Origin of the sequence: Mycobacterium sp. 852014-52144_SCH5372336, assembly GCF_001665615.1 — a bacterium.
Taxonomy (GTDB): domain Bacteria; phylum Actinomycetota; class Actinomycetes; order Mycobacteriales; family Mycobacteriaceae; genus Mycobacterium; species Mycobacterium neumannii_A.
This window is the reverse complement of record NZ_LZSW01000061.1, coordinates 1-18076: the sequence shown is the minus strand read 5'-3', so window position 1 is coordinate 18076 and position 18076 is coordinate 1. Positions and strand designations below refer to the sequence as shown.

Sequence of the window (18076 nt, the reverse complement as noted above, 5' to 3'; positions counted from 1 at the left end):
CTGGCCCGCATCTACGCCCAAGTCCTGGGCCTGGACCGCGTCGGCGTCGACGACTCCTTCTTCGAACTCGGCGGCGACAGCATCTTGTCGATGCAGGTCGTATCCCGCGCCCTCACCGCCGGTGTCATGGTCAAACCGCGCCAGGTGTTCGTCGAGCAGACGGTGTCTCGATTGGCGAGAGTGGCCAAACTCGCGTGGGTCGTGGTGCGAGACGACGGGAACGAGGCCGTCGAACACGTGCCGGCCACCCCGATCATGCGGTGGCTGCAGCGGGAGGACGGCGCGGTCGACCAGTTCAACCAGACCGTGGTGGTCGAGGCTCCCGCTGGGGTGACCGAGGCCGACGTGGTGGTGGTGCTGCAGGCGCTGTTGGATCGGCACGCCATGCTGCGGGCCCGCGTCGACGACGAATATGGCCGTGGCGCCGCTTGGTCGTTGACGGTGCCCGAAGCGGGGACGGTGCTGGCCGGCGGTTGCGTGCAAGCCGTGGAGGTGTTGTCCGACGCTGCCGTCGCCGAGGCTCGGTCGCGGTTGAACCCGGCGGCAGGCGCGATGGTCAGCGTGGTGTGGGCATCCGAGACCAACCAGCTGGCCATGGTGGTCCACCATCTGGCTGTCGACGGTGTGTCGTGGCGGATCTTGTTGGAAGACTTGAACGTTGCCTGGGCTCAGCACCGCAGTGGGCAGCCGATCCAATTGTCGGCGGGCGGAACGTCGTTTGCCCGGTGGGCGCGCCTGCTTGAGGAACACGCGCACGATCCTGCTGTCGTGGCCCAAGCCGAAATGTGGCGGCGCGTCGCCGCAACCCCTGCGGCGTTGCCGGCGGCGGAGCCGGGTGTGGATACCTTCGCCAACGCCGGACAGTTCTCTACCCAGCTCGATGCCCAGACGACGCGCATGCTGCTCGGTGAGGTGCCCGCGGCCTTCCATGCCGGGGTGCAAGACATTTTGTTGATTGCGTTCGGGCTCGCGGTTTCGGAGTTCCTCGGCAGTGGCGCCGCGGCGGTTGGCATCGACGTGGAGGGGCACGGCCGCGCCGACGATTTGGCCGATGATGTCGACCTGTCGCGCACGGTGGGCTGGTTCACCACCAAGTATCCGGTGTCGTTGACCGTGGGTGGTTTGTCGTGGGCGCAGGTGATCGCCGGGGATCCAGCGCTCGGCACGGTCATCAAGTCGGCCAAAGAAGACCTGCGCGCCATGCCCGACGGCCTGACGTACGGGGTTTTGCGCTATCTGAACTCCGATGTCGACCTGGACGGGCCGGACCCCCGAATCGGGTTCAACTACCTCGGACGGCTAGGTGCTGCCGCCGGTGAACTGTCGGATGAGTTCTGGCGCGTCAGCCCTGACAGCGGGGCTGTCGCCCGCGCAAGCTTGGACATCCCGTTGACGCTTCCGCACACGATCGATCTGAATGCCAGCACGGCCGACACCGAGTCGGGTCCGCAGTTGCACGCCAACTGGACCTGGGCGCCCTCGGCTGTCGAGGAGGCTCAGGTCAGCCGGCTGGGCCGACTGTGGTTCGAGGCGCTGGCCGGCATCTGCGCACACGTGCGACGCGGTGGTGCGGGTCTGACTCCGTCCGACATCACCCCGCTTCGGCTGAGCCAGCAGCAGATCGACGAACTGGAGCGGAGATACCGCATCGCGGATGTGTTGCCGTTGACCCCGCTGCAGCAGGGCCTGCTGTTCCACGCCAACGCGGCCCATGCCGCCGGTGACGACGTGTATGCGGTCCAGTTGGTGCTCACCGTTGCCGGTCCGCTCGACCAGTACCGGCTGCATGAGGCGGTGCGTACGGTGGTGCGTCGCCATCCGAACCTGGCCGCTCGGTTCAACGAGCAGTTCGACCAGCCGGTGCAGATCATCCCGCGTGATGCCGGGGCGGGGTGGCAGTACCTCGAGCTCGACGCCGCCGATGCCGAGAATGAGGCACAGCACATTCACGCAGCCGAACGGGCGGCGGTATTCGACCTCGCCGAAAATCCTGCGTTCCGGGTCGCTCTGATCCGCACCGCAGCGGACCGGCACCAGATCGTGATCACCAGCCACCACATCCTGATGGACGGTTGGTCGCTGTCGATCGTGCTCCAGGAGATGTTCGTCAGTTACTACGGGCAGCGGCTGCCGGCTGCGGTGCCGTACCGGCGGTTCTTCACCTGGCTGGCTGACCGCGACCACGGCGCCGCCCAGACGGCGTGGCGCCGAGTCTTGGACGGCTTCGCCACTCCGACCCTGGTCGCTGCTCCGGACCGGCTGGGCGTCGGGCCGCGGGACACTCGAACGTTCCGGATACCGCACGATGCGACCGGTGCGGTCAGCGAACTGGCGCGAACACATCGCACTACGGTCAGCACTGTGTTGCAGGGCGCCTGGGCGCTACTGCTGACCTGGTTGACCGGCGAGCACGACGTGGCGTTCGGCGTGACGGTGTCGGGTCGGCCCACAGAGGTGCCAGGTGCCGACTCGATGGTGGGCCTATTGATCAACACCGTGCCGATGCGGGCGAACACCGCGGCGGAGACCACCGTCGCCGAGCTGCTCGAACAGCTCCAGAGCCACTACAACGACACCTTCGAACACCAGCACTTGGCGCTGCGCAAGATCCATCGGTTCACCGGGCACGCCCAATTGTTCGACACCGTCTTCGTCTACGAGAACTACCCGTCTAACACCGCGGCGCTCTCGAGTGCCGACGACCTGGGCATCGTCGAGGTCTCCAACCGCGACTTCTACCACTATCCGTTGGCGGTTCAAGCCATACCCGGTCGTGAACTGGAACTGCGCGTTCAGTTCCGCACGGACATCTTCGACACTGCGGACATCGAATCGCTCATCGAACGGTTCCAGTGGGTGCTGTCGGCCATGACCGACGATCCCAACCGACAGCTGTCGACAATGAATTTGCTTGGCGGACAAGAGATGACCGACGTGGGTTCGGTGCTGGTAGCCGAAAATCGCAGCGCCGGTGCTGCCGATCGAGCGCCGGCTACCGTGACCGAGCGCGTAGTGGCCGGCATTTTCGCCCATGTTCTGGAAACAGACCACGTGGGCATCGATGAGTCGTTCTTCGATCTGGGTGGAGATTCGATTTCGGCGATGCGCGCGATCGCTGCGATCAACGCCGCCCTCGACAGCCGGCTCCCAGTGACCGCGCTGATCGACGATCCGTCGGTCAGGACCTTGAGTCAGCGGTTGACGACGTAGTAGGCGGGCGGCCGCCGCGGCACCGTCACCACACGTACGGCACCAGGCGGTGGCGAACCCTCTCGGTGTACTCGGGGTATCCGTCCAGCTCCGCCCTCAGCATGTTCTCCTCATCGCGGATGCGGAAGGTGAGGATGGCCACGCCGAGGATGACGAAGACGAGCCCGACGTAGGAGCCCAGCGCCAACGGTATGCCGACCATGAGGATCACGTTGCCGGTGTACATGGGATGCCGCACCATCCCGTAAAGGCCGGTGGAGATGAGCGTCTGGCCTTCCTCCACGCGAACCGTCGCGGCCGCATGGCTGTTCTGAATGACCACCAGCATCATCACAGTCATGCCGACGGCCACCAGAATGATGCCCACTATGCAGATCGACGTGGGCACCGATGACCAGGCAAAGCGATGGTCGAGTGCGCTGACTGCCAGCATCGACGCGAGGGTCAACCACGAGCCGGCCATGACGAACTTCTGGGTCCTGCGCGATTCTGCCGACGGACCCCCACGCATCCGCCGCTCGAGCGCGACCGGATTTTTTCGCATCAGGTAGATGCTGGGAATCCACCCCGACAGGGCGAACACGACGAGGAAGACCCACGCTTGCCAGTAGTCGAAGGTGCCTGCTGCGAGGAACAGGATCAGTCCGAACGTGGCAGGTTCGACCAAACCGAACGCCAACATCTTGGGAGTGGTCTTCAACGATTCCCCTTCTAATCGTCGGCTACCGCGAGCCGGTCTCTCGCTTGTAAAGTACCGTCCCCCAAGAGCGACTGTGAGCGTGAACCGACTGTTCTGCCCGCCACCGCCGGTTGCGGGTCGTGACGACTGATCGCCCGAACTCGGTGAAGATCCGCTCGATATCATCCATGAATCCCGGTAACCACAGGTCCCTCGTGTCGAACGGAGGCGCATGTCTGCACGAGTCGAGGAGTTGGAGTTCCAGGCAGAGGCCCGCCAACTCCTGGAATTGCTGATCCACTCGGTCTACTCCAATAAGGATTCGTTCCTGCGGGAGCTGATCTCGAATTCCTCCGACGCGCTGGACAAGCTGCGGCTGGAGGCGCTGCGCAACAAGGACCTGGACGTCGACACCTCCGATCTGCATATCGAGATCGTCCCCGACAATGAGGCCCGCACCCTGACCGTCCGCGACAACGGCATCGGCATGACCCACGACGAGGTCGTCGAGCTCATCGGCACGCTCGCCAGGTCGGGCACCGGCCAGCTCCGGCAGCAGTTGCACGAGGCGAAGAACGCCGCCGCCGCCGAGGAACTGATCGGTCAGTTCGGCATCGGCTTCTATTCGACGTTCATGGTCGCCGACAAGGTCGAGCTGCTCACCCGCAAGGCCGGCGAGAGCGAGGCGACCCGGTGGGTCTCGAGCGGCGAGGCCACCTACACCATCGAATCCGTTGAGAACGCGCCCCAGGGCACCTCGGTCACCCTGCACCTCAAGCCCGAAGACACCGAGGACCAGCTGCACGACTACACCTCGGAGTGGAAGATCCGGGAGCTGGTCAAGAAGTACTCCGACTTCATCGCCTGGCCCATCCGGATGGACGTTGAGCGCCGCACCCCGCCGGAAGAAGAGGGCGGTGAGGAGACCGTCACTGTCGAGACGCAGACCCTCAACTCGATGAAGGCGCTGTGGGCCAAGTCCAAGGACGAGGTCTCCGACGAGGAGTACAAGGAGTTCTACAAGCACATCGCGCACGCCTGGGACGACCCTCTCGAGGTGATCGCGATGAAAGCCGAAGGCACCTTCGAGTACCAGGCCTTGCTGTTCATCCCGTCGCAAGCGCCGTTCGACCTGTTTACCCGCGACGCCAAGGTCGGCATCCAGCTGTACGTGCGGCGCGTGTTCATCATGGGCGACTGCGAAGACCTCATGCCGATGTACCTGCGCTTCGTCAAGGGTGTCGTCGACGCACAGGACATGTCGCTCAACGTCTCTCGGGAGATCCTCCAACAGGACCGGCAGGTCACCGCGATTCGCCGCCGGCTGACCAAGAAGGTCCTGTCGACGATTCAGGAGTTGCAGTCCGAACGGCCCGAGGACTACCGCACGTTCTGGACCCACTTCGGACCCGTCGTCAAAGAGGGTTTGATGTCGGATTTCGACAACCGCGACACCCTGCTGCGAATCTCGTCGTTCGCCTCCACCCACAGCGACGAGGAACCCACCACCCTGACTCAGTACGTCGAGCGGATGAAGGACGGCCAAGAGCAGATCTTCTACGCCACCGGACAGTCGCGTGAGCAACTCATGAAGTCGCCTCATCTGGAAGCGTTCCGCGCCAAGGGTTACGAGGTGTTGCTGCTCACCGATCCGGTCGACGAGGTTTGGGTGGCCTCTGTGCCGGAGTTCGACGGCAAACCGCTGCAGTCGGTCGCGCGCGGCGAGGTCGACCTCGACTCGGACGAGGAGAAGAGCGATGCCGAGCGCGAGGAACAGCAGAAGGAGTTCGCAGAGTTGCTCGACTGGTTGAAGGAGACGCTGAGCGAGCACGTCTCCGAGGTCCGGCTGTCCACCCGTCTCACCGACTCCCCGGCGTGCCTGATCACCCCGACCTTCGGCATCACACCCGCACTCGCCCGCATGTACCGGGCCTCCGGGCAGACGGTGCCGACCTCGAAGCGCATCCTCGAACTCAACCCGAAGCATCCGCTCGTCACGGGTCTGCGGGAGGCGCACAAGAACAGCGCCGACGCTGCTGAACTGAACGACGCTGCCGCACTGACCGACACCGCAGAATTGCTCTACGGAACGGCCCTGCTGGCCGAAGGCGATTTGCCCGACGACCCGGCCAAGTTCGCCGGACTGATCGCCGAACGCCTCGCCCGCACCATGTAAACGAGTTACCGAACCGGGTATCCCGTATGTGCCCTGGTCAGCGGCACGGGAAGCCGTTGACCTCATCCATTGTTGAGGTTCTACGGTGATTTCATGAGCATGGAAACGGTCGCGCGGCAGACGCTGTACCGGCAGTCGCATGCCCGCGGCGGCGATCTGCGGTCGCTGCTGAACTCGGCGTTGCTGCGTCGCATCTGGCGTTTCGCTGCCCGCCATCATCCTCGGTTGCGCGCGTTCGTCGCGGTCAGCGTGGTCTCCGCGCTCCTCGGCGTCGCTACCCCCGTGCTGGCCGGCAAGGTCGTCGACGCCATCACGGCAGGTTCGGCACGCACGGTTCTGCTGCTGGCTGCTGTCATCGCGGCGGTGGCCGTTGCCGAGACTGCCGCCTCGCTGGTGACGAGGTGGTTGTCGTCGACGATCGGTGAGGGCCTCATTCTCGATTTGCGCACCGCGGTCTTCGACCACGTGCAGCGGATGCCGGTCGCCTTCTTCACCCGCACGCGGACCGGCGCGCTGGTGAGCCGGCTCGGCAACGATGTGATGGGGGCGCAACGCGCCTTCTCCGACACCCTCTCCGGTGTGGTAGCCAACCTCGTCACGCTCACGCTGACATTGGTGGTGATGCTGTCGATCTCGTGGCAGGTCACCCTGCTCTCGCTGGTGCTCGTGCCTCTGTTCATCGTTCCCGCCCGCCGGATCGGTCGCACGATGGCTCGGCTGTCCCGCGAGGCCGCCACCCACAACGCGACCATGAATACGCAGATGACCGAACGGTTCTCGGCGCCCGGTGCCACACTGGTCAAGCTGTTCGGCGATCCGGCGACCGAATCGCGCGAGTTCTCGCTGCGGGCCGGCCGCGTCCGCGACATCGGCGTGAAAACCGCGATGCTGCAGTCGGTCTTCATGAACTCGCTGACGTTCATGTCGGCGTTGGCGCTCGCGCTCGTCTATGGGCTCGGCGGCGCGCTGGCCATCGGCGGCCACTTGCAGGCAGGCGCGATCGTGTCCCTGGCACTGCTGTTGACCCGCCTGTACGCGCCCCTGACCGCACTGGCCAACGCCCACGTCGAGATCGCCAGCGCGCTGGTGTCCTTCGAGCGGGTCTTCGAGGTGCTCGACCTCGAACCGCTCATCGAGGAGAAGGCAGAAGCCGTCGCGATCCCCGCCGGTCCGGTGGCGGTGCAGTTCGACGATGTGCGGTTTTCGTACCCGTCGGCGGACAAGGTGTCGCTGGCCTCGCTGGAGGAGGTCGCCGAACTCGACATCCGCGGCGGTGACGAAGTGCTGCACGGCATCTCGTTCACCGCGCGACCCGGGCAGATGGTGGCTCTGGTGGGTTCGTCGGGGGCGGGCAAGTCGACGATCGCGTCACTGCTCGCCCGCCTCTACGACGTCGACTCCGGCGCGGTCACACTCAACGGCGTGGATGTCCGCGACGTGTTGTTCGTGTCGCTCAAGGACACCGTCGGCGTGGTGACTCAGGACGGCCACCTGTTCCACGAGTCGATCCGGGCCAACCTGAAGCTTGCGGCGCCCGATGCCACCGATGACCAACTGTGGGAGGCGCTCGAGCGGGCGCGGCTCGCCGATGTGGTCGCCGAGATGCCCGACGGCCTCGACACCGTGGTCGGTGAGCGGGGCTACCGCTTGTCCGGCGGACAGCGCCAGCGGTTGACGATCGCGCGGCTGCTGCTGGGTCGATCCCGGGTCGTCGTGCTCGACGAGGCCACCGCATCGCTGGACTCCGAATCGGAGGCCGCCGTTCAGCAAGCCCTCGGCGAAGCGCTCGCCGGTCGGACATCGATCGTGATCGCGCATCGCCTGTCGACCGTGCGCGCGGCCGATCTGATCCTGGTCGTGGAGGACGGGCGCATCGTCGAGCGGGGCACCCATTTCGAATTGCTCGCCAACCGAGGCCGGTACGCCGAGTTGTACGAGACACAGTTCGGATCCCAGGAATCTGCAGCGGCATGACCACGCGTTATCCGTTTGCCCAGCGTGGGAAGATGGACTAAGTGGTTGACCCCGAAGTTCTGGCCCTGCGCTCAGCGCCGGCTATCGCCCCGCCACCGCAACGCCGACGCGCGAGCTCGGACCTGTGGCGGATGCTGCCGTACCTGATGCCGTATCGGGCGCGCTGGATCGCGATGGTCACCGTCGCCATCGCCAGCCTCGCCGCCACCGTGTCGATCCCGCTGATGACCAAGGCCGTCATCGACGGTCCGGTGCGCCACCAGGATCAGCAGGGGCTGTGGCTGCTCGGCACCGCCGCGATGGGCATCGGCATCACCGAGGCGGTGCTGTGGTTCATCCGCCGATGGCTGGCGGCACGCGCGACCATGGGTGTCGAGGCCGACATCCGCAAGGACCTCTACGCGCGGCTGCAGGTGCTGCCGATGAGCTTCCACGGACGCTGGCAGTCCGGCCAGCTGCTGTCGCGAATCATGAACGACCTCAGCACGATTCGCCGCTTCATGTCCTTCGGCTTGCTCTTCCTGCTACTCAACGGACTGCAGATCACCGTCGTGACGGCCATTCTGCTGGCGATGTACTGGCCGCTGGGCGTGGTCGTGGTGGTGTCGATCGTGCCGATCACACTGACCGTGCTGCATTTTCAACAGGAGTACACCCGCCTGTCGCGGTTGGCCCAGGATCAGGCGGGCCACGTCGCCACCCACGTCGAGGAATCGGCGCTCGGGCTGCGGGTGGTCAAATCCTTCGGGCGCGAGGACTACGTCTACGACCGCTTCGACGACCAACTCACCGATCTCTATGACACGCAGATCAATCGCGTCTCGGTCTCGGCGAAGTTCTGGACGTTGCTCGAAGTCATCCCCAACCTGACGTTGATCGTGGTGCTCGGTTTTGGGGCCTACGCCGCCGGCGAGGGTCACGTGACCCTCGGCACGCTGGTCGCGTTCATCACGATGATGCTGTCGCTGGTCTGGCCGATCGCCTCCTTGGGCTTTTTGTTGTCGATGACGCAGGAGTCGTTCACCGCCGCGAACCGGATCACCGAGATCTTCGATACGCCAATCGATATCGTCGACGGTCCCGTCGACCAACCGCCGAGCGGCGGACGCCTGGAACTCATCGACGTCGGATTCCGATTCCCCGACTCGGACGAGTTCGCGCTGCGCCATGTCACGGTCACCGTCGAACCGGGGGAGACGCTCGCGCTCGTCGGGTCGACGGGGTCGGGGAAGTCGGTGCTGGCCGCCCTCGTGTCTCGCCTGTACGACGTGTCCGAGGGTTCCATCCGCATCGACGGGCGCGACATTCGCGAATTCACCCTGCCCGCGCTGCGTGAAACGGTGGCCACGGCCTTCGAGGACCCGACGCTGTTCTCCATGTCGGTCGCCGAGAACCTGAGGCTCGGACGCCCGGACGCCTCCGATGACGACCTGGCCGAGGCGATCGATGTCGCGGCCGCCCACTTCGTCTACGACCTGCCCTTCGGCCTCGAGACCCGCATCGGTGAACAGGGCATGAGCCTGTCCGGTGGGCAACGGCAGCGGCTGTCACTGGCGCGCGCGATACTGGCGGCGCCCAAGATCCTCGTGCTCGACGACACGCTGTCCGCGCTCGACGTGCACACCGAAGCAGTCGTCGAGGAGGCGCTGCGCCGGGTGCTGCACTCCGTCACCGGAATCGTTGTGGCGCATCGCGCGTCGACGGTCCTGCTTGCCGACAGGGTGGCCCTGCTAGAGGGCGGCACCATCACCCATGTCGGCACCCACGCCGAGCTGCTCGCCGAGGTGCCGCAGTACCGGTACCTGTTGGCCGCCGATGACGAGCTGGCCGACGGCACCGAGCGTGCGTGCGCGTGGGAGGACGATCGGGACCGCAGCCGCCTCGACCACGCTGTCGAGGAGCAGGAGGCGCTGCACCGCGACCCCGCGCAGCGACGGTTCGCCGCTTCGGAGGCCGAACGCCGATGACCGCCACCGACACCACTGATACCGCGACACCAGAATGGCGCGGCAAGTTCGAAGAACACCAAGACGACCTGCCGATCGACGAGACCATCGACCGACGCCGCGAGGCCCGTTCACTTCTCGGCGACCTGCTGCGCCCCTACCGCTTCACCGTCGGGCTGCTCGCCCTCGTCGTGGTCGTGGAGAACGCCGCGCGTCTGTCGGTTCCGATCCTCGTACAGCGCGGCATCGACCGGGGCATCCCGCCGATCGTCGAAGGCGGGCCGGCCCACACGCTGCTGATGATCGTCGGCACCCTCGCGATCGTCGTGGCGGTGCAGGCCACCAGTCGGATGTTCTTCCTCCGCCGCTCCGGGCGCATCGGGCAGAAAGTGCTTCTGGAGTTGCGCCGCAGGGTGTTTCGGCACTTCCAGCGCCTGGACATCGCCTTCCACGACCGGTACACCTCGGGGCGGGTGGTGAGTCGGTCCACCAACGACGTCGAAGCCATCCAGGACATGCTCGAGACCGGCTTCGACAGCCTGGTCACCGCGGTGCTCACGCTGTTCGGCACAGCGGTCCTGCTCGTCGTGCTCGACTGGCGGCTCGGGTTGATGTGCCTGGGCGCCTTCCCGGTCTTGATCGGGCTGGTGTGGTGGTTCCGCAACGAGTCGGCGAGAACGTATCGGCGGGTACGCGAAAGCGCCGCGTTGGTGATCGTGCAGTTCGTCGAGACGATGACGGGCATCAAGGCCGTGCAGGCCTACCGCCGCGAACCGCGCAACCAGCAGATCTTCGAAGGCATCGCCGACCGCTACAAGGCCGACAACGAGCGCACCTTCCAACTGCTCGCGATCTTCATGCCGGGGGTCAAACTCGTCGGCAACCTCACCACCGGCGTGGTGCTGCTGTACGGCGGCTACCGCGTCCTGAACGGACAGATGACCATCGGCACGCTGACCGCGTTCCTGCTGTACCTGCGCATGTTCTTCGAACCGATGCAGGAGATCTCGCAGTTCTTCAACACGTTCCAGTCGGCGGCGTCGGCCCTCGAGAAATTGGCTGGGGTGCTCGCCCAGCGCCCGGGTATCAAGGACCCGAAGAACCCCGTGACGCTGACCCACGTGCGCGGCGAGATCGCCTTTCGCGATGTGCGATTCCAGTACGTCGCCGACCGCCCGGTCCTGCCGGGGTTGACGCTCGAGGTGCCTGCGGGCCAGACCGTCGCGCTGGTCGGCACCACCGGCGCCGGAAAGACCACGATCGCCAAGCTGATCGCGCGGTTCTACGATCCGACCTCTGGCTCGGTGACGCTGGACGGCGTTGACCTGCGCGACCTTTCGCAGAGCGAACTGCGCCGCCACGTCGTGATGGTCACCCAGGAGAACTTCATGTTCGACGGCACCATCGCCGACAACATCCGGTTCGGCCGGCCAGACGCCACCGACGCCGAGGTCGCCGCCGCGGCCGAAGCCGTCGGCGCCGACCGCTTCATCGGGGCACTCCCCGAGGGATACGACACCGATGTCGCAAAACGTGGCGGCCGGCTCTCTGCGGGGCAGCGGCAACTCGTCGCGTTCGCGCGGGCGTTCCTTGCCGATCCCGCGGTGCTGATCCTCGATGAGGCGACGTCGTCGTTGGACATCCCCAGCGAGCGGATGGTTCAGCGAGCGCTCGAGACCGTGCTCGCCGATCGCACCGCGTTGGTGATCGCGCACCGCTTGTCCACCGTCCAGGTCGCCGACAGGGTGCTGGTGCTCGAGCACGGCAGAATCGTCGAGGACGGCACACCCGCCGAACTGATCGCCCGCTCGGGCGGTCACTACGCCGCGCTGCACCGCGCGTGGGTGGAGTCGCTGGCTTAGCCGTTGCCGCCGAAACTGAAGAGATGCGCGAGAATCGCGCGAAATCTCGTGCACAAGCTCAGATTCGGTGCGGGGAGCGGGAGCGGGCGCGGTGCTAAGCCTGCGCCAGCAGTGCTTCCAACTTCTCGTTGACCGCGGGAAGCTCGGAGGTGAGCATCGAGATGATCCGATCGCGTGCCCGTTCGCTGACGTTGGCGGTCACATGGTGCAACGCGTTGAGCCGCGCCGCGTCCACCCACGCCATCATCTCCGGGTCGGAGAACCACTGCAGCTGGTTCTCGTTGAAGATCAACATCATCCGCAGCCAGTCGACCGGGACGTGCGGGTAAGGCACTGGCCGGCACAACGCATTGCGGGCGTCGTCGTCGGCATACGCCGTCTCGACGTGAGCAATGACGGCCGCACTGAACGCCGGCTGACACGTGCGCACCGTCTGCAGCGCGATGTGGTCGCCGTCGAAGATCGTCGTTACCGGCTCCTTGCCCAAACCGTCTGCGGTGCAGTCGATGTAGAGCACCGAGTCGCCGACCTCACGCACCCCGTCGTCGAGCGCGATCCGCCCGTGCTCGATCGCCCGGACGTGGCCCATCCGCACGACGTCGGTGATGCGGCGCAGCTCCGACAGCTCGGCCTGCGACAGGATCGCGCACCGATACATCGTCGGCTCCACGGACCGGTCGATACGTTGCAGGCAGCCCTTGTCCTCGAGCCGCTCGAACAGATCCGGAAGCGACTCCGCCTCCCGCACCGCGAGCAACTGGTTGGCGAAATCCCCGATCGTGTGCTTCGCGAACTGCCGGCCGGGTTGAATGGCCGCCCGGTCCAGCACCCACGACTCGCGGGGCTTGATCCACGTCATCCGCTCCGGCGTGACGCCGTGCCGCAACAGCCAAAGGCACGAGTCCATCGCCGTCTTGCCCGCTCCCACAACGACATAGCGGTCACGCGGGTCCGGCAGCCGCGGCAGGCTGTTGGGTGGCACGACATGGACACCGTCTGCGATGTCATAGGACGGGCGCCGCATCGACGGCACGACGACCTCGACCCGCGTCGTGACCACCCGCCGCGCCGTCACCTCGATGTCCTCGCCGCCGAATGTGCGCACCCGCCCGTCGCCGAGATACTCGCTCATCGGCAGATACGTCACCCGACCGGTCGGCAGCAGGTGCTGGGTCATCACCGCGTCGAAGTACGCGCACACCTCGGCGCCGCTGGCCAGCTCGTAATAGCCTGCGTTGAGCCCGAATTGGTCAACGGTGTCGCTGCCCAGCCCCCGCGAGTTCACTCCGTAGTAGGCCGACGGCTGGTGCAGCCGCACGAACGGGTACGCCGTCGTCCAGTGACCGCCGGGCTGGTCGTTGCGGTCGACCACCACGACCGTCGCATCCGACTCGTGGACCAACGTGTCGGTGAACGCGAGCCCCATCGCGCCCGCCCCCACGACCAAGTAGTCGGCCTCCAGCGTCCTGCCCATCTATCGCACGCTATCGAAGAACTTCGTGACGTCGTCGACGTACAGGTCGGGCTGCTCGAACGCCGCGAAGTGGCCACCGCGCGGCATCGTCGTCCAATGGGTGATGTTGTATCCGTTCTCGCACCAGTCGCGCGGGGCCTGCAGGATCTCTTTGGGAAAGGACGCGACGCCGGTCGGGAGTTCGACGCGGTCGAACCCGCCGAACGCGTTGAAGCTCTCCCAGTAGAGCCGGGCCGACGACGCACCCGATGCGGTCAGCCAGTACAGCATCACGTTGTCCAGGAGTTCGTCTTTGGTCAGCACGTTCTCCGGATGGCCGTCGCAGTCCATCCACGACCAGAACTTCTCCACGATCCACGCCAGCTGCCCGACCGGGGAATCGACGAGGCCGTAGCCGAGGGTCTGCGGACGGGTGGACTGCTGTTTGGAATAACCCGAATCCCACTTCTGGTAGTACGCGCCACGTTCCAGCGCCCGCTTCTCCTCTTCGGTCGGATTCTCGAGCTTGCCGGGCGGGAACCCGAGCGGCATGTTCAGGTGGATCGCTTTGCAGCGGCCCCCGTTGCGGCCGATCTGCGTGGTGACCGCGGCACCCCAGTCGCCGCCCTGCGCGCCGAACCGGTCATAGCCCAGCTCACCCATCAGGGTGTCCCAGGCCGAGGCGATCTTCTCGATGCCCCAACCTGTTTCGGTGGGCTTTCCGGAGAAGCCGTAACCCGGCAGCGACGGGCAGACCACGTCGAAGCCGCGCTCGGTGAGCGGTTCGATCACCTTGTGGAACTCGACGATCGACCCCGGCCAGCCGTGGGTGATCAGCAACGGGAACGCATCGGCCTGCGACGAGCGCTGATGGATGAAGTGGATGTCGAGCCCGTCGACCTCGGTGGTGTAGTGGTCGAACCGGTTCAACGCCGCCTCGCGGGCCCGCCAGTCGTAACCCTCGGCCCAGTACTCGGCCAGTTCGCGGGTGTAGGCCAGCGGAATGCCCTGACTCCAGTCGTCGACGCATTCGGCCTCGGCCCACCGCGTTCGGCGCAACCGCGACTGCAGGTCGGCGAGGTCGTCATCGGGAATCGCGATGCGGAACGGGCGGATCGCTGCCATGTCCGGATCCTGTCACGGGATGAATTCCTGCGACCGCGGGAGTCGATATCTGTATGACGGCGATCGCAACAGTGGGACGGCGGGCGTGCGCCGTGCTCGCGGCCAGCTCGGCCTGCCTACACGCGACGATGCTCGGTCATGCGGAGACCCCGGTCGCGGCGACGCTGATGGCGGCGATGGTCGGGGCATGCCTGTTCTGCGCGCGTGACCTGTGGCGCGACGGGCGCCAGCGCACCTGGGTAGCCGTCGCGCTGATGAACCTGGCGATGATCGCGCTGCATCTGCCCGGGCCCGGCCATCACCACGGTGCGGCGGCGACCAACGGCCCCTCGACCGTGATGGCCGTGGCCACAGTGGTCGCCATGGTCGAGGCGGGCATCGCCGCGGCCGTGCTGTACGGGCACAGCCGGGCGACGGTGGTGGAGTTCAGCGGTAGACCAGACCGCTGAGCCTGCGCGCCAGGCCGTTGCGCACCGCGGGCACGAGCCCGGCCAGCCGGATCGCCGTGTTGCGGATCGGGCGCGCGGCGCGGGGGAGGGTGGCCAGCCGGGTGAGGCGATCGGTCATCTCCACGACCTCCTGCGCGATGGGGCGCCGCGACTCGCTGTAGTCGTCGAGCCGGGCGTCGGGTTCGCCTGCGAGAACAGCGGTCAGCGCGTCGGCGAGTGCCACCGCGTCCTGGATACCGAGGTTCATGCCCTGCCCGCCGGCGGGACTGTGCACATGCGCGGCGTCACCGGCCAGCAGCAGCCGGCCCGCGCGGAAGGTGTCGGCGACCCGGTGGTGAACGCGGAAGCGTGAACCCCAGATCACCGCGTTCACCGTCGGCGCCGCGGCGCCGATACGGGCGTCGAGGATCTGCTGAACGAACGCCTGCGATGGCTCCTCGGGTGCCTCGGCGACCGGCGCGACGATCCGATGAACGCCGTCGGGCAGCGGTGCCACCACGGTCAGCCCCTCCTTGGCCCAGTACAGGATGACCTCGTCGGAGGGCGCGCGGCCGGTGAGCCGGACGTCGGCGAGCACGAACGACTCGTCGTACACGCTGCCCTCGAACCCGATCTGAGCCTGCTCCCGCACGAGGCTGCGGATTCCGTCGGCGCCGACGACGTAGCGTGCGCGGATGGCGTCGCCGTCGTCGAACGTCGCGGTGACGCCGGTCCGATCCTCGGCGAGCGCGGTCAGGGTCTTCGGGCGCAGCACACGACCGCCGACTTCCTCCAGTCGCTCGAGCAACAGGCGTTCGGTGGTGGCCTGCGACACCATCAACGAATACGGATACTCGGTCGGCAGCCCGCTGAAGTCGACCGGGATCAGCGTGCGGCCGCGGTCGCGGATCGTGAACCGCGCGGCCTGCACGCCCTCTTTGACCAGCCGCCTGGCCACGTCGAACCCTTCGAGCACCTCGAGTGTGCGGGCATTGACCACCGCTGCGCGCGACGTGTTGGCGCCCGCGGCCTGGCGATCGACCACCGTCGTCGCCACGCCGTGCGAGACCAACGCGACCGCCGCGGCCAGTCCGGTCGGGCCCGCCCCGACGATCAGGACATCGGTGTCGTGGGTGTTCATCGTCCTCTCCTTCCGCCGGCCGTCTATGCCAACGCTTGTTGGCATCAACTATGTGCTCCGGTTCAGCTTTTGTCAACACTTGTTGGCCTACACTTGTTGGCATGCGGAGATCCTCGGAGCAGACCAAGGCGGTCATCCTGGCGGCAGCACGCGACCGGTTCGCTCGATCGGGTTTCGAACGAGCCACCATCCGGGCCATTGCCGCGGACGCCGGCATCGACCCGTCGATGGTGATGCGGTATTTCGGCAACAAGAACCAGTTGTTCGCGGCGGCCGCCGACTTCGACCTGCAGATCCCCGACCTGTCCGGTGTCGATCCCGGTGACGTCGGGGCCAGCCTGGTGTCCCACTTCATGAACCGGTGGGAGCGCGATGAGGCGCTGATCGTGCTGCTGCGGTCGAGCGCGACGAACAACGATGCGGCGCAACGGATGAGCGACATCTTCACCCGGCAGCTGCTGCCCGTCGTCGCCGCGATCAACCCCGTCGCAACCGAGCGGCGGGCGGTGTTGATCGCCACGCAGACACTGGGGCTGGCGCTGTGCCGGTACGTGCTGCAGCTACCGCCGATCGTCGCGATGTCGCACGAGGAGATCGTCGCGGCGGTGGGACCGACAGTGCAGCGTTATCTGGACGCCCCGTAATAATCGGCGGTGATGTGGACCCCGACGCTCATTTCCATTGCCGCCGCCACGCTGCTGGCCTGTGTCGTGTTCGGAGGCGGCCTTTATGAGACCGTCGTCGTCGACCCTGCCTGGCCCAAGCGGCCCGGCATCATCCAGGCGCACAACGGCGGTCTCTCGCGCCGCCGGTTCTGGATCCCGGCGCACACCGCGTTCGAGGTGCTGCTCGTCGTCGCGCTCATCGCCGCGTGGTCCTACGCCGACGTGCGTACCGCGTTGCTGGTGGCGCTGGCCAGCCATGCGGTGATGCGGGTGTGGTCGCTGGTCGACGTCATACCGAAGGCGGTGGCGTTCGAGAGGGGCGATCCTGCGGAGGTCGACGAGGCCGCGGCGGTGCGCTGGACCCGGCGAAGCTGGCTGCGGTTGCCGCTTGACCTCGTCACCTGCATCGCGATGCTCGCTGCGCTGGCGCTCGCATAGACCGGTCGATCAACGGGCATAGCTAGGCCATGAGTGAGGACGCCGGCTGCGCGCCGCAGGAGGATCCGCAGGCCTCCGAGATGATCGACCGGCTGCAACAACAGACAGGACGGAACCAATCATGATCTCGACCGAGGATGTACGCACGCTGCTGCAGTCCGAAGAGAGGAATGCCATCCTGGTCGTCGTCGAAGGCCGGGTGGAGGTGATCGGTGCGGGCCGGCTCGCCTCGGCCGACTACCGCGGCGCCCTCGAGGTGGCGTCCCGCGACGACCTGGTGCAACGCATCGGTGAGGCGCCGTCCGACCGCGAAATCGAAGAGCAGGCAGCACAACTGGACACCGCGGTCTCCGAGCTGGGCGGCTGAATAGCCAGGGGCGAATTACAACCCCATCAGCAGCCCCAATCATTTCAGAGGCAAGTATCAACGCGTTCTCAGCACGCGCGATGCGTTGTACTCCACGCCAGCGCAATACATTATGATTCCGCAAAGTCGCCGAATTTCCGCGACGCCGGCATCAGAAATTTGTACTGGGTTTGGCCAGTTGTGCCATCTGAGCAGCTATGATTCGGTAACTTTATTTTCCTGCGCACCTATATCTGGTTGCGAATCAAAGGAATTAGCTAGTGGTCTCGAGATTTGGGCGGTGCCTTTGTAGCGCAGTTTCGTCCAAGCTCGCCGAGGAATAGCTGAAAGCATAGGGTTTTCCCCGATTCGTCAGCCGGTTACCTGGGCTTACCGTCGATTCAACAATCACCGGTAGGGGCGGTCATGGGTTATTCGCGGTATGTGGGCCGGATCGGTGCGTTGGCCGTGGCCTTGGGTGTGGGATCGGCTGTGGCGTCGTCGTCGGGTGTGGTGTGGGCCCAGACCGACGGTGGAGATACCGCGTCGGTGGACTCCAGCGTCGGTGCGGTGGGCTCTGATGTGGGTGCCGGGGCGCCGGTCGCTACCGAAGTCGAGTCGCCGTCGGGTCAG

13 protein-coding genes and 1 pseudogene are annotated in these 18076 nt (G+C 66.1%); 10 read left to right on the top strand and 4 right to left on the bottom strand.

Annotated elements, in window-relative coordinates:
• Positions 1–3210 (top strand): acyl carrier protein (locus A5759_RS22220; RefSeq protein WP_231984722.1); only part of this gene is annotated, 3210 nt, incomplete at its 5' end.
• A 25-nt stretch (positions 3211–3235) separates the two neighbouring features.
• Here A5759_RS22220 and A5759_RS22215 read toward each other — a convergent pair.
• Positions 3236–3892 carry a methyltransferase gene (locus A5759_RS22215; RefSeq protein WP_156617001.1) on the bottom strand — a complete coding sequence of 219 codons (657 nt, stop codon included), beginning with the start codon at positions 3890–3892 and terminating at the stop codon, positions 3236–3238.
• A gap of 229 nt (positions 3893–4121) precedes the next feature.
• On the opposite strand from A5759_RS22215, the gene htpG reads away from it, so the two are divergent.
• The 4 genes from htpG (at position 4122) to A5759_RS22195 (ending at position 11847) form a co-directional block, all read left to right on the top strand.
• Positions 4122–6065 (top strand): molecular chaperone HtpG, encoded by a 1944-nt coding sequence (gene htpG, locus A5759_RS22210; protein ID WP_068201303.1) that lies wholly within the window; start codon positions 4122–4124, stop codon positions 6063–6065.
• A gap of 93 nt (positions 6066–6158) precedes the next feature.
• The gene (locus tag A5759_RS22205; protein ID WP_068201301.1) at positions 6159–8039 is read left to right on the top strand and encodes an ABC transporter ATP-binding protein; all 1881 of its coding nucleotides are present in this window, start codon (positions 6159–6161) and stop codon (positions 8037–8039) included.
• A gap of 41 nt (positions 8040–8080) precedes the next feature.
• Positions 8081–10006, top strand: coding sequence for an ABC transporter ATP-binding protein (locus A5759_RS22200; protein WP_068201299.1), 1926 nt, complete (start codon positions 8081–8083; stop codon positions 10004–10006).
• On the top strand, positions 10003–11847 hold the full coding sequence (locus A5759_RS22195) for an ABC transporter ATP-binding protein (protein WP_068201297.1): 1845 nt from the start codon (positions 10003–10005) through the stop codon (positions 11845–11847). The genes A5759_RS22200 and A5759_RS22195 overlap by 4 nt, the downstream gene beginning before the upstream one ends.
• A 94-nt stretch (positions 11848–11941) precedes the next feature.
• Here A5759_RS22195 and A5759_RS22190 read toward each other — a convergent pair whose 3' ends face one another.
• Together A5759_RS22190 and A5759_RS22185 are read right to left on the bottom strand one after the other, a co-directional pair.
• Positions 11942–13321 (bottom strand): NAD(P)-binding protein, encoded by a 1380-nt coding sequence (locus A5759_RS22190; RefSeq protein WP_068201295.1) that lies wholly within the window; start codon positions 13319–13321, stop codon positions 11942–11944.
• The gene (locus A5759_RS22185) at positions 13322–14425 is read right to left on the bottom strand and encodes an epoxide hydrolase family protein (RefSeq protein WP_068201293.1); all 1104 of its coding nucleotides are present in this window, start codon (positions 14423–14425) and stop codon (positions 13322–13324) included.
• 53 nt (positions 14426–14478) lie between these two features.
• On the opposite strand from A5759_RS22185, the gene A5759_RS22180 reads away from it, so the two are divergent.
• Entirely contained in the window at positions 14479–14874 is a 396-nt protein-coding gene (locus A5759_RS22180; protein ID WP_068201291.1) for a hypothetical protein, read from the top strand.
• Here A5759_RS22180 and A5759_RS22175 read toward each other — a convergent pair.
• A complete protein-coding gene (locus tag A5759_RS22175) occupies positions 14852–15994 on the bottom strand; it encodes an NAD(P)/FAD-dependent oxidoreductase (protein ID WP_068201289.1) in 1143 nt (380 codons plus the stop codon). The two genes, A5759_RS22180 and A5759_RS22175, sit on opposite strands and share 23 nt — an antisense overlap.
• 101 nt (positions 15995–16095) lie before the next feature.
• Here A5759_RS22175 and A5759_RS22170 point away from each other — a divergent pair, with 101 nt between their 5' ends.
• From A5759_RS22170 to A5759_RS22155, 4 genes and pseudogenes are all read left to right on the top strand, one after another.
• Positions 16096–16638 carry a TetR/AcrR family transcriptional regulator gene (locus A5759_RS22170; RefSeq protein WP_068201287.1) on the top strand — a complete coding sequence of 181 codons (543 nt, stop codon included), beginning with the start codon at positions 16096–16098 and terminating at the stop codon, positions 16636–16638.
• A 12-nt stretch (positions 16639–16650) separates the two neighbouring features.
• Positions 16651–17097, top strand: coding sequence for a hypothetical protein (locus tag A5759_RS22165; RefSeq protein WP_068201285.1), 447 nt, complete (start codon positions 16651–16653; stop codon positions 17095–17097).
• Between the two features lie 121 nt (positions 17098–17218).
• Positions 17219–17464 carry a hypothetical protein gene (locus A5759_RS22160; RefSeq protein ID WP_064418935.1) on the top strand — a complete coding sequence of 82 codons (246 nt, stop codon included), beginning with the start codon at positions 17219–17221 and terminating at the stop codon, positions 17462–17464.
• Positions 17465–17869: 405 nt separating this feature from the next.
• A pseudogene (locus A5759_RS22155) lies at positions 17870–18076 on the top strand (carbohydrate-binding protein); the annotation flags it as partial.

What these genes read in the sequence shown, in the direction of transcription:
- A5759_RS22215 (WP_156617001.1), bottom strand. Translation starts at nt 3,892, where the DNA reads ATGTTGGCGTTCGGTTTGGTCGAACCTGCCACGTTCGGACTGATCCTG.
- htpG (WP_068201303.1), top strand. Translation starts at nt 4,122, where the DNA reads ATGTCTGCACGAGTCGAGGAGTTGGAGTTCCAGGCAGAGGCCCGCCAA.
- A5759_RS22205 (WP_068201301.1), top strand. Translation starts at nt 6,159, where the DNA reads ATGAGCATGGAAACGGTCGCGCGGCAGACGCTGTACCGGCAGTCGCAT.
- A5759_RS22195 (WP_068201297.1), top strand. Translation starts at nt 10,003, where the DNA reads ATGACCGCCACCGACACCACTGATACCGCGACACCAGAATGGCGCGGC.
- A5759_RS22190 (WP_068201295.1), bottom strand. Translation starts at nt 13,321, where the DNA reads ATGGGCAGGACGCTGGAGGCCGACTACTTGGTCGTGGGGGCGGGCGCG.
- A5759_RS22185 (WP_068201293.1), bottom strand. Translation starts at nt 14,425, where the DNA reads ATGGCAGCGATCCGCCCGTTCCGCATCGCGATTCCCGATGACGACCTC.
- A5759_RS22180 (WP_068201291.1), top strand. Translation starts at nt 14,479, where the DNA reads ATGACGGCGATCGCAACAGTGGGACGGCGGGCGTGCGCCGTGCTCGCG.
- A5759_RS22175 (WP_068201289.1), bottom strand. Translation starts at nt 15,994, where the DNA reads ATGAACACCCACGACACCGATGTCCTGATCGTCGGGGCGGGCCCGACC.
- A5759_RS22170 (WP_068201287.1), top strand. Translation starts at nt 16,096, where the DNA reads ATGCGGAGATCCTCGGAGCAGACCAAGGCGGTCATCCTGGCGGCAGCA.
- A5759_RS22165 (WP_068201285.1), top strand. Translation starts at nt 16,651, where the DNA reads ATGTGGACCCCGACGCTCATTTCCATTGCCGCCGCCACGCTGCTGGCC.
- A5759_RS22160 (WP_064418935.1), top strand. Translation starts at nt 17,219, where the DNA reads ATGATCTCGACCGAGGATGTACGCACGCTGCTGCAGTCCGAAGAGAGG.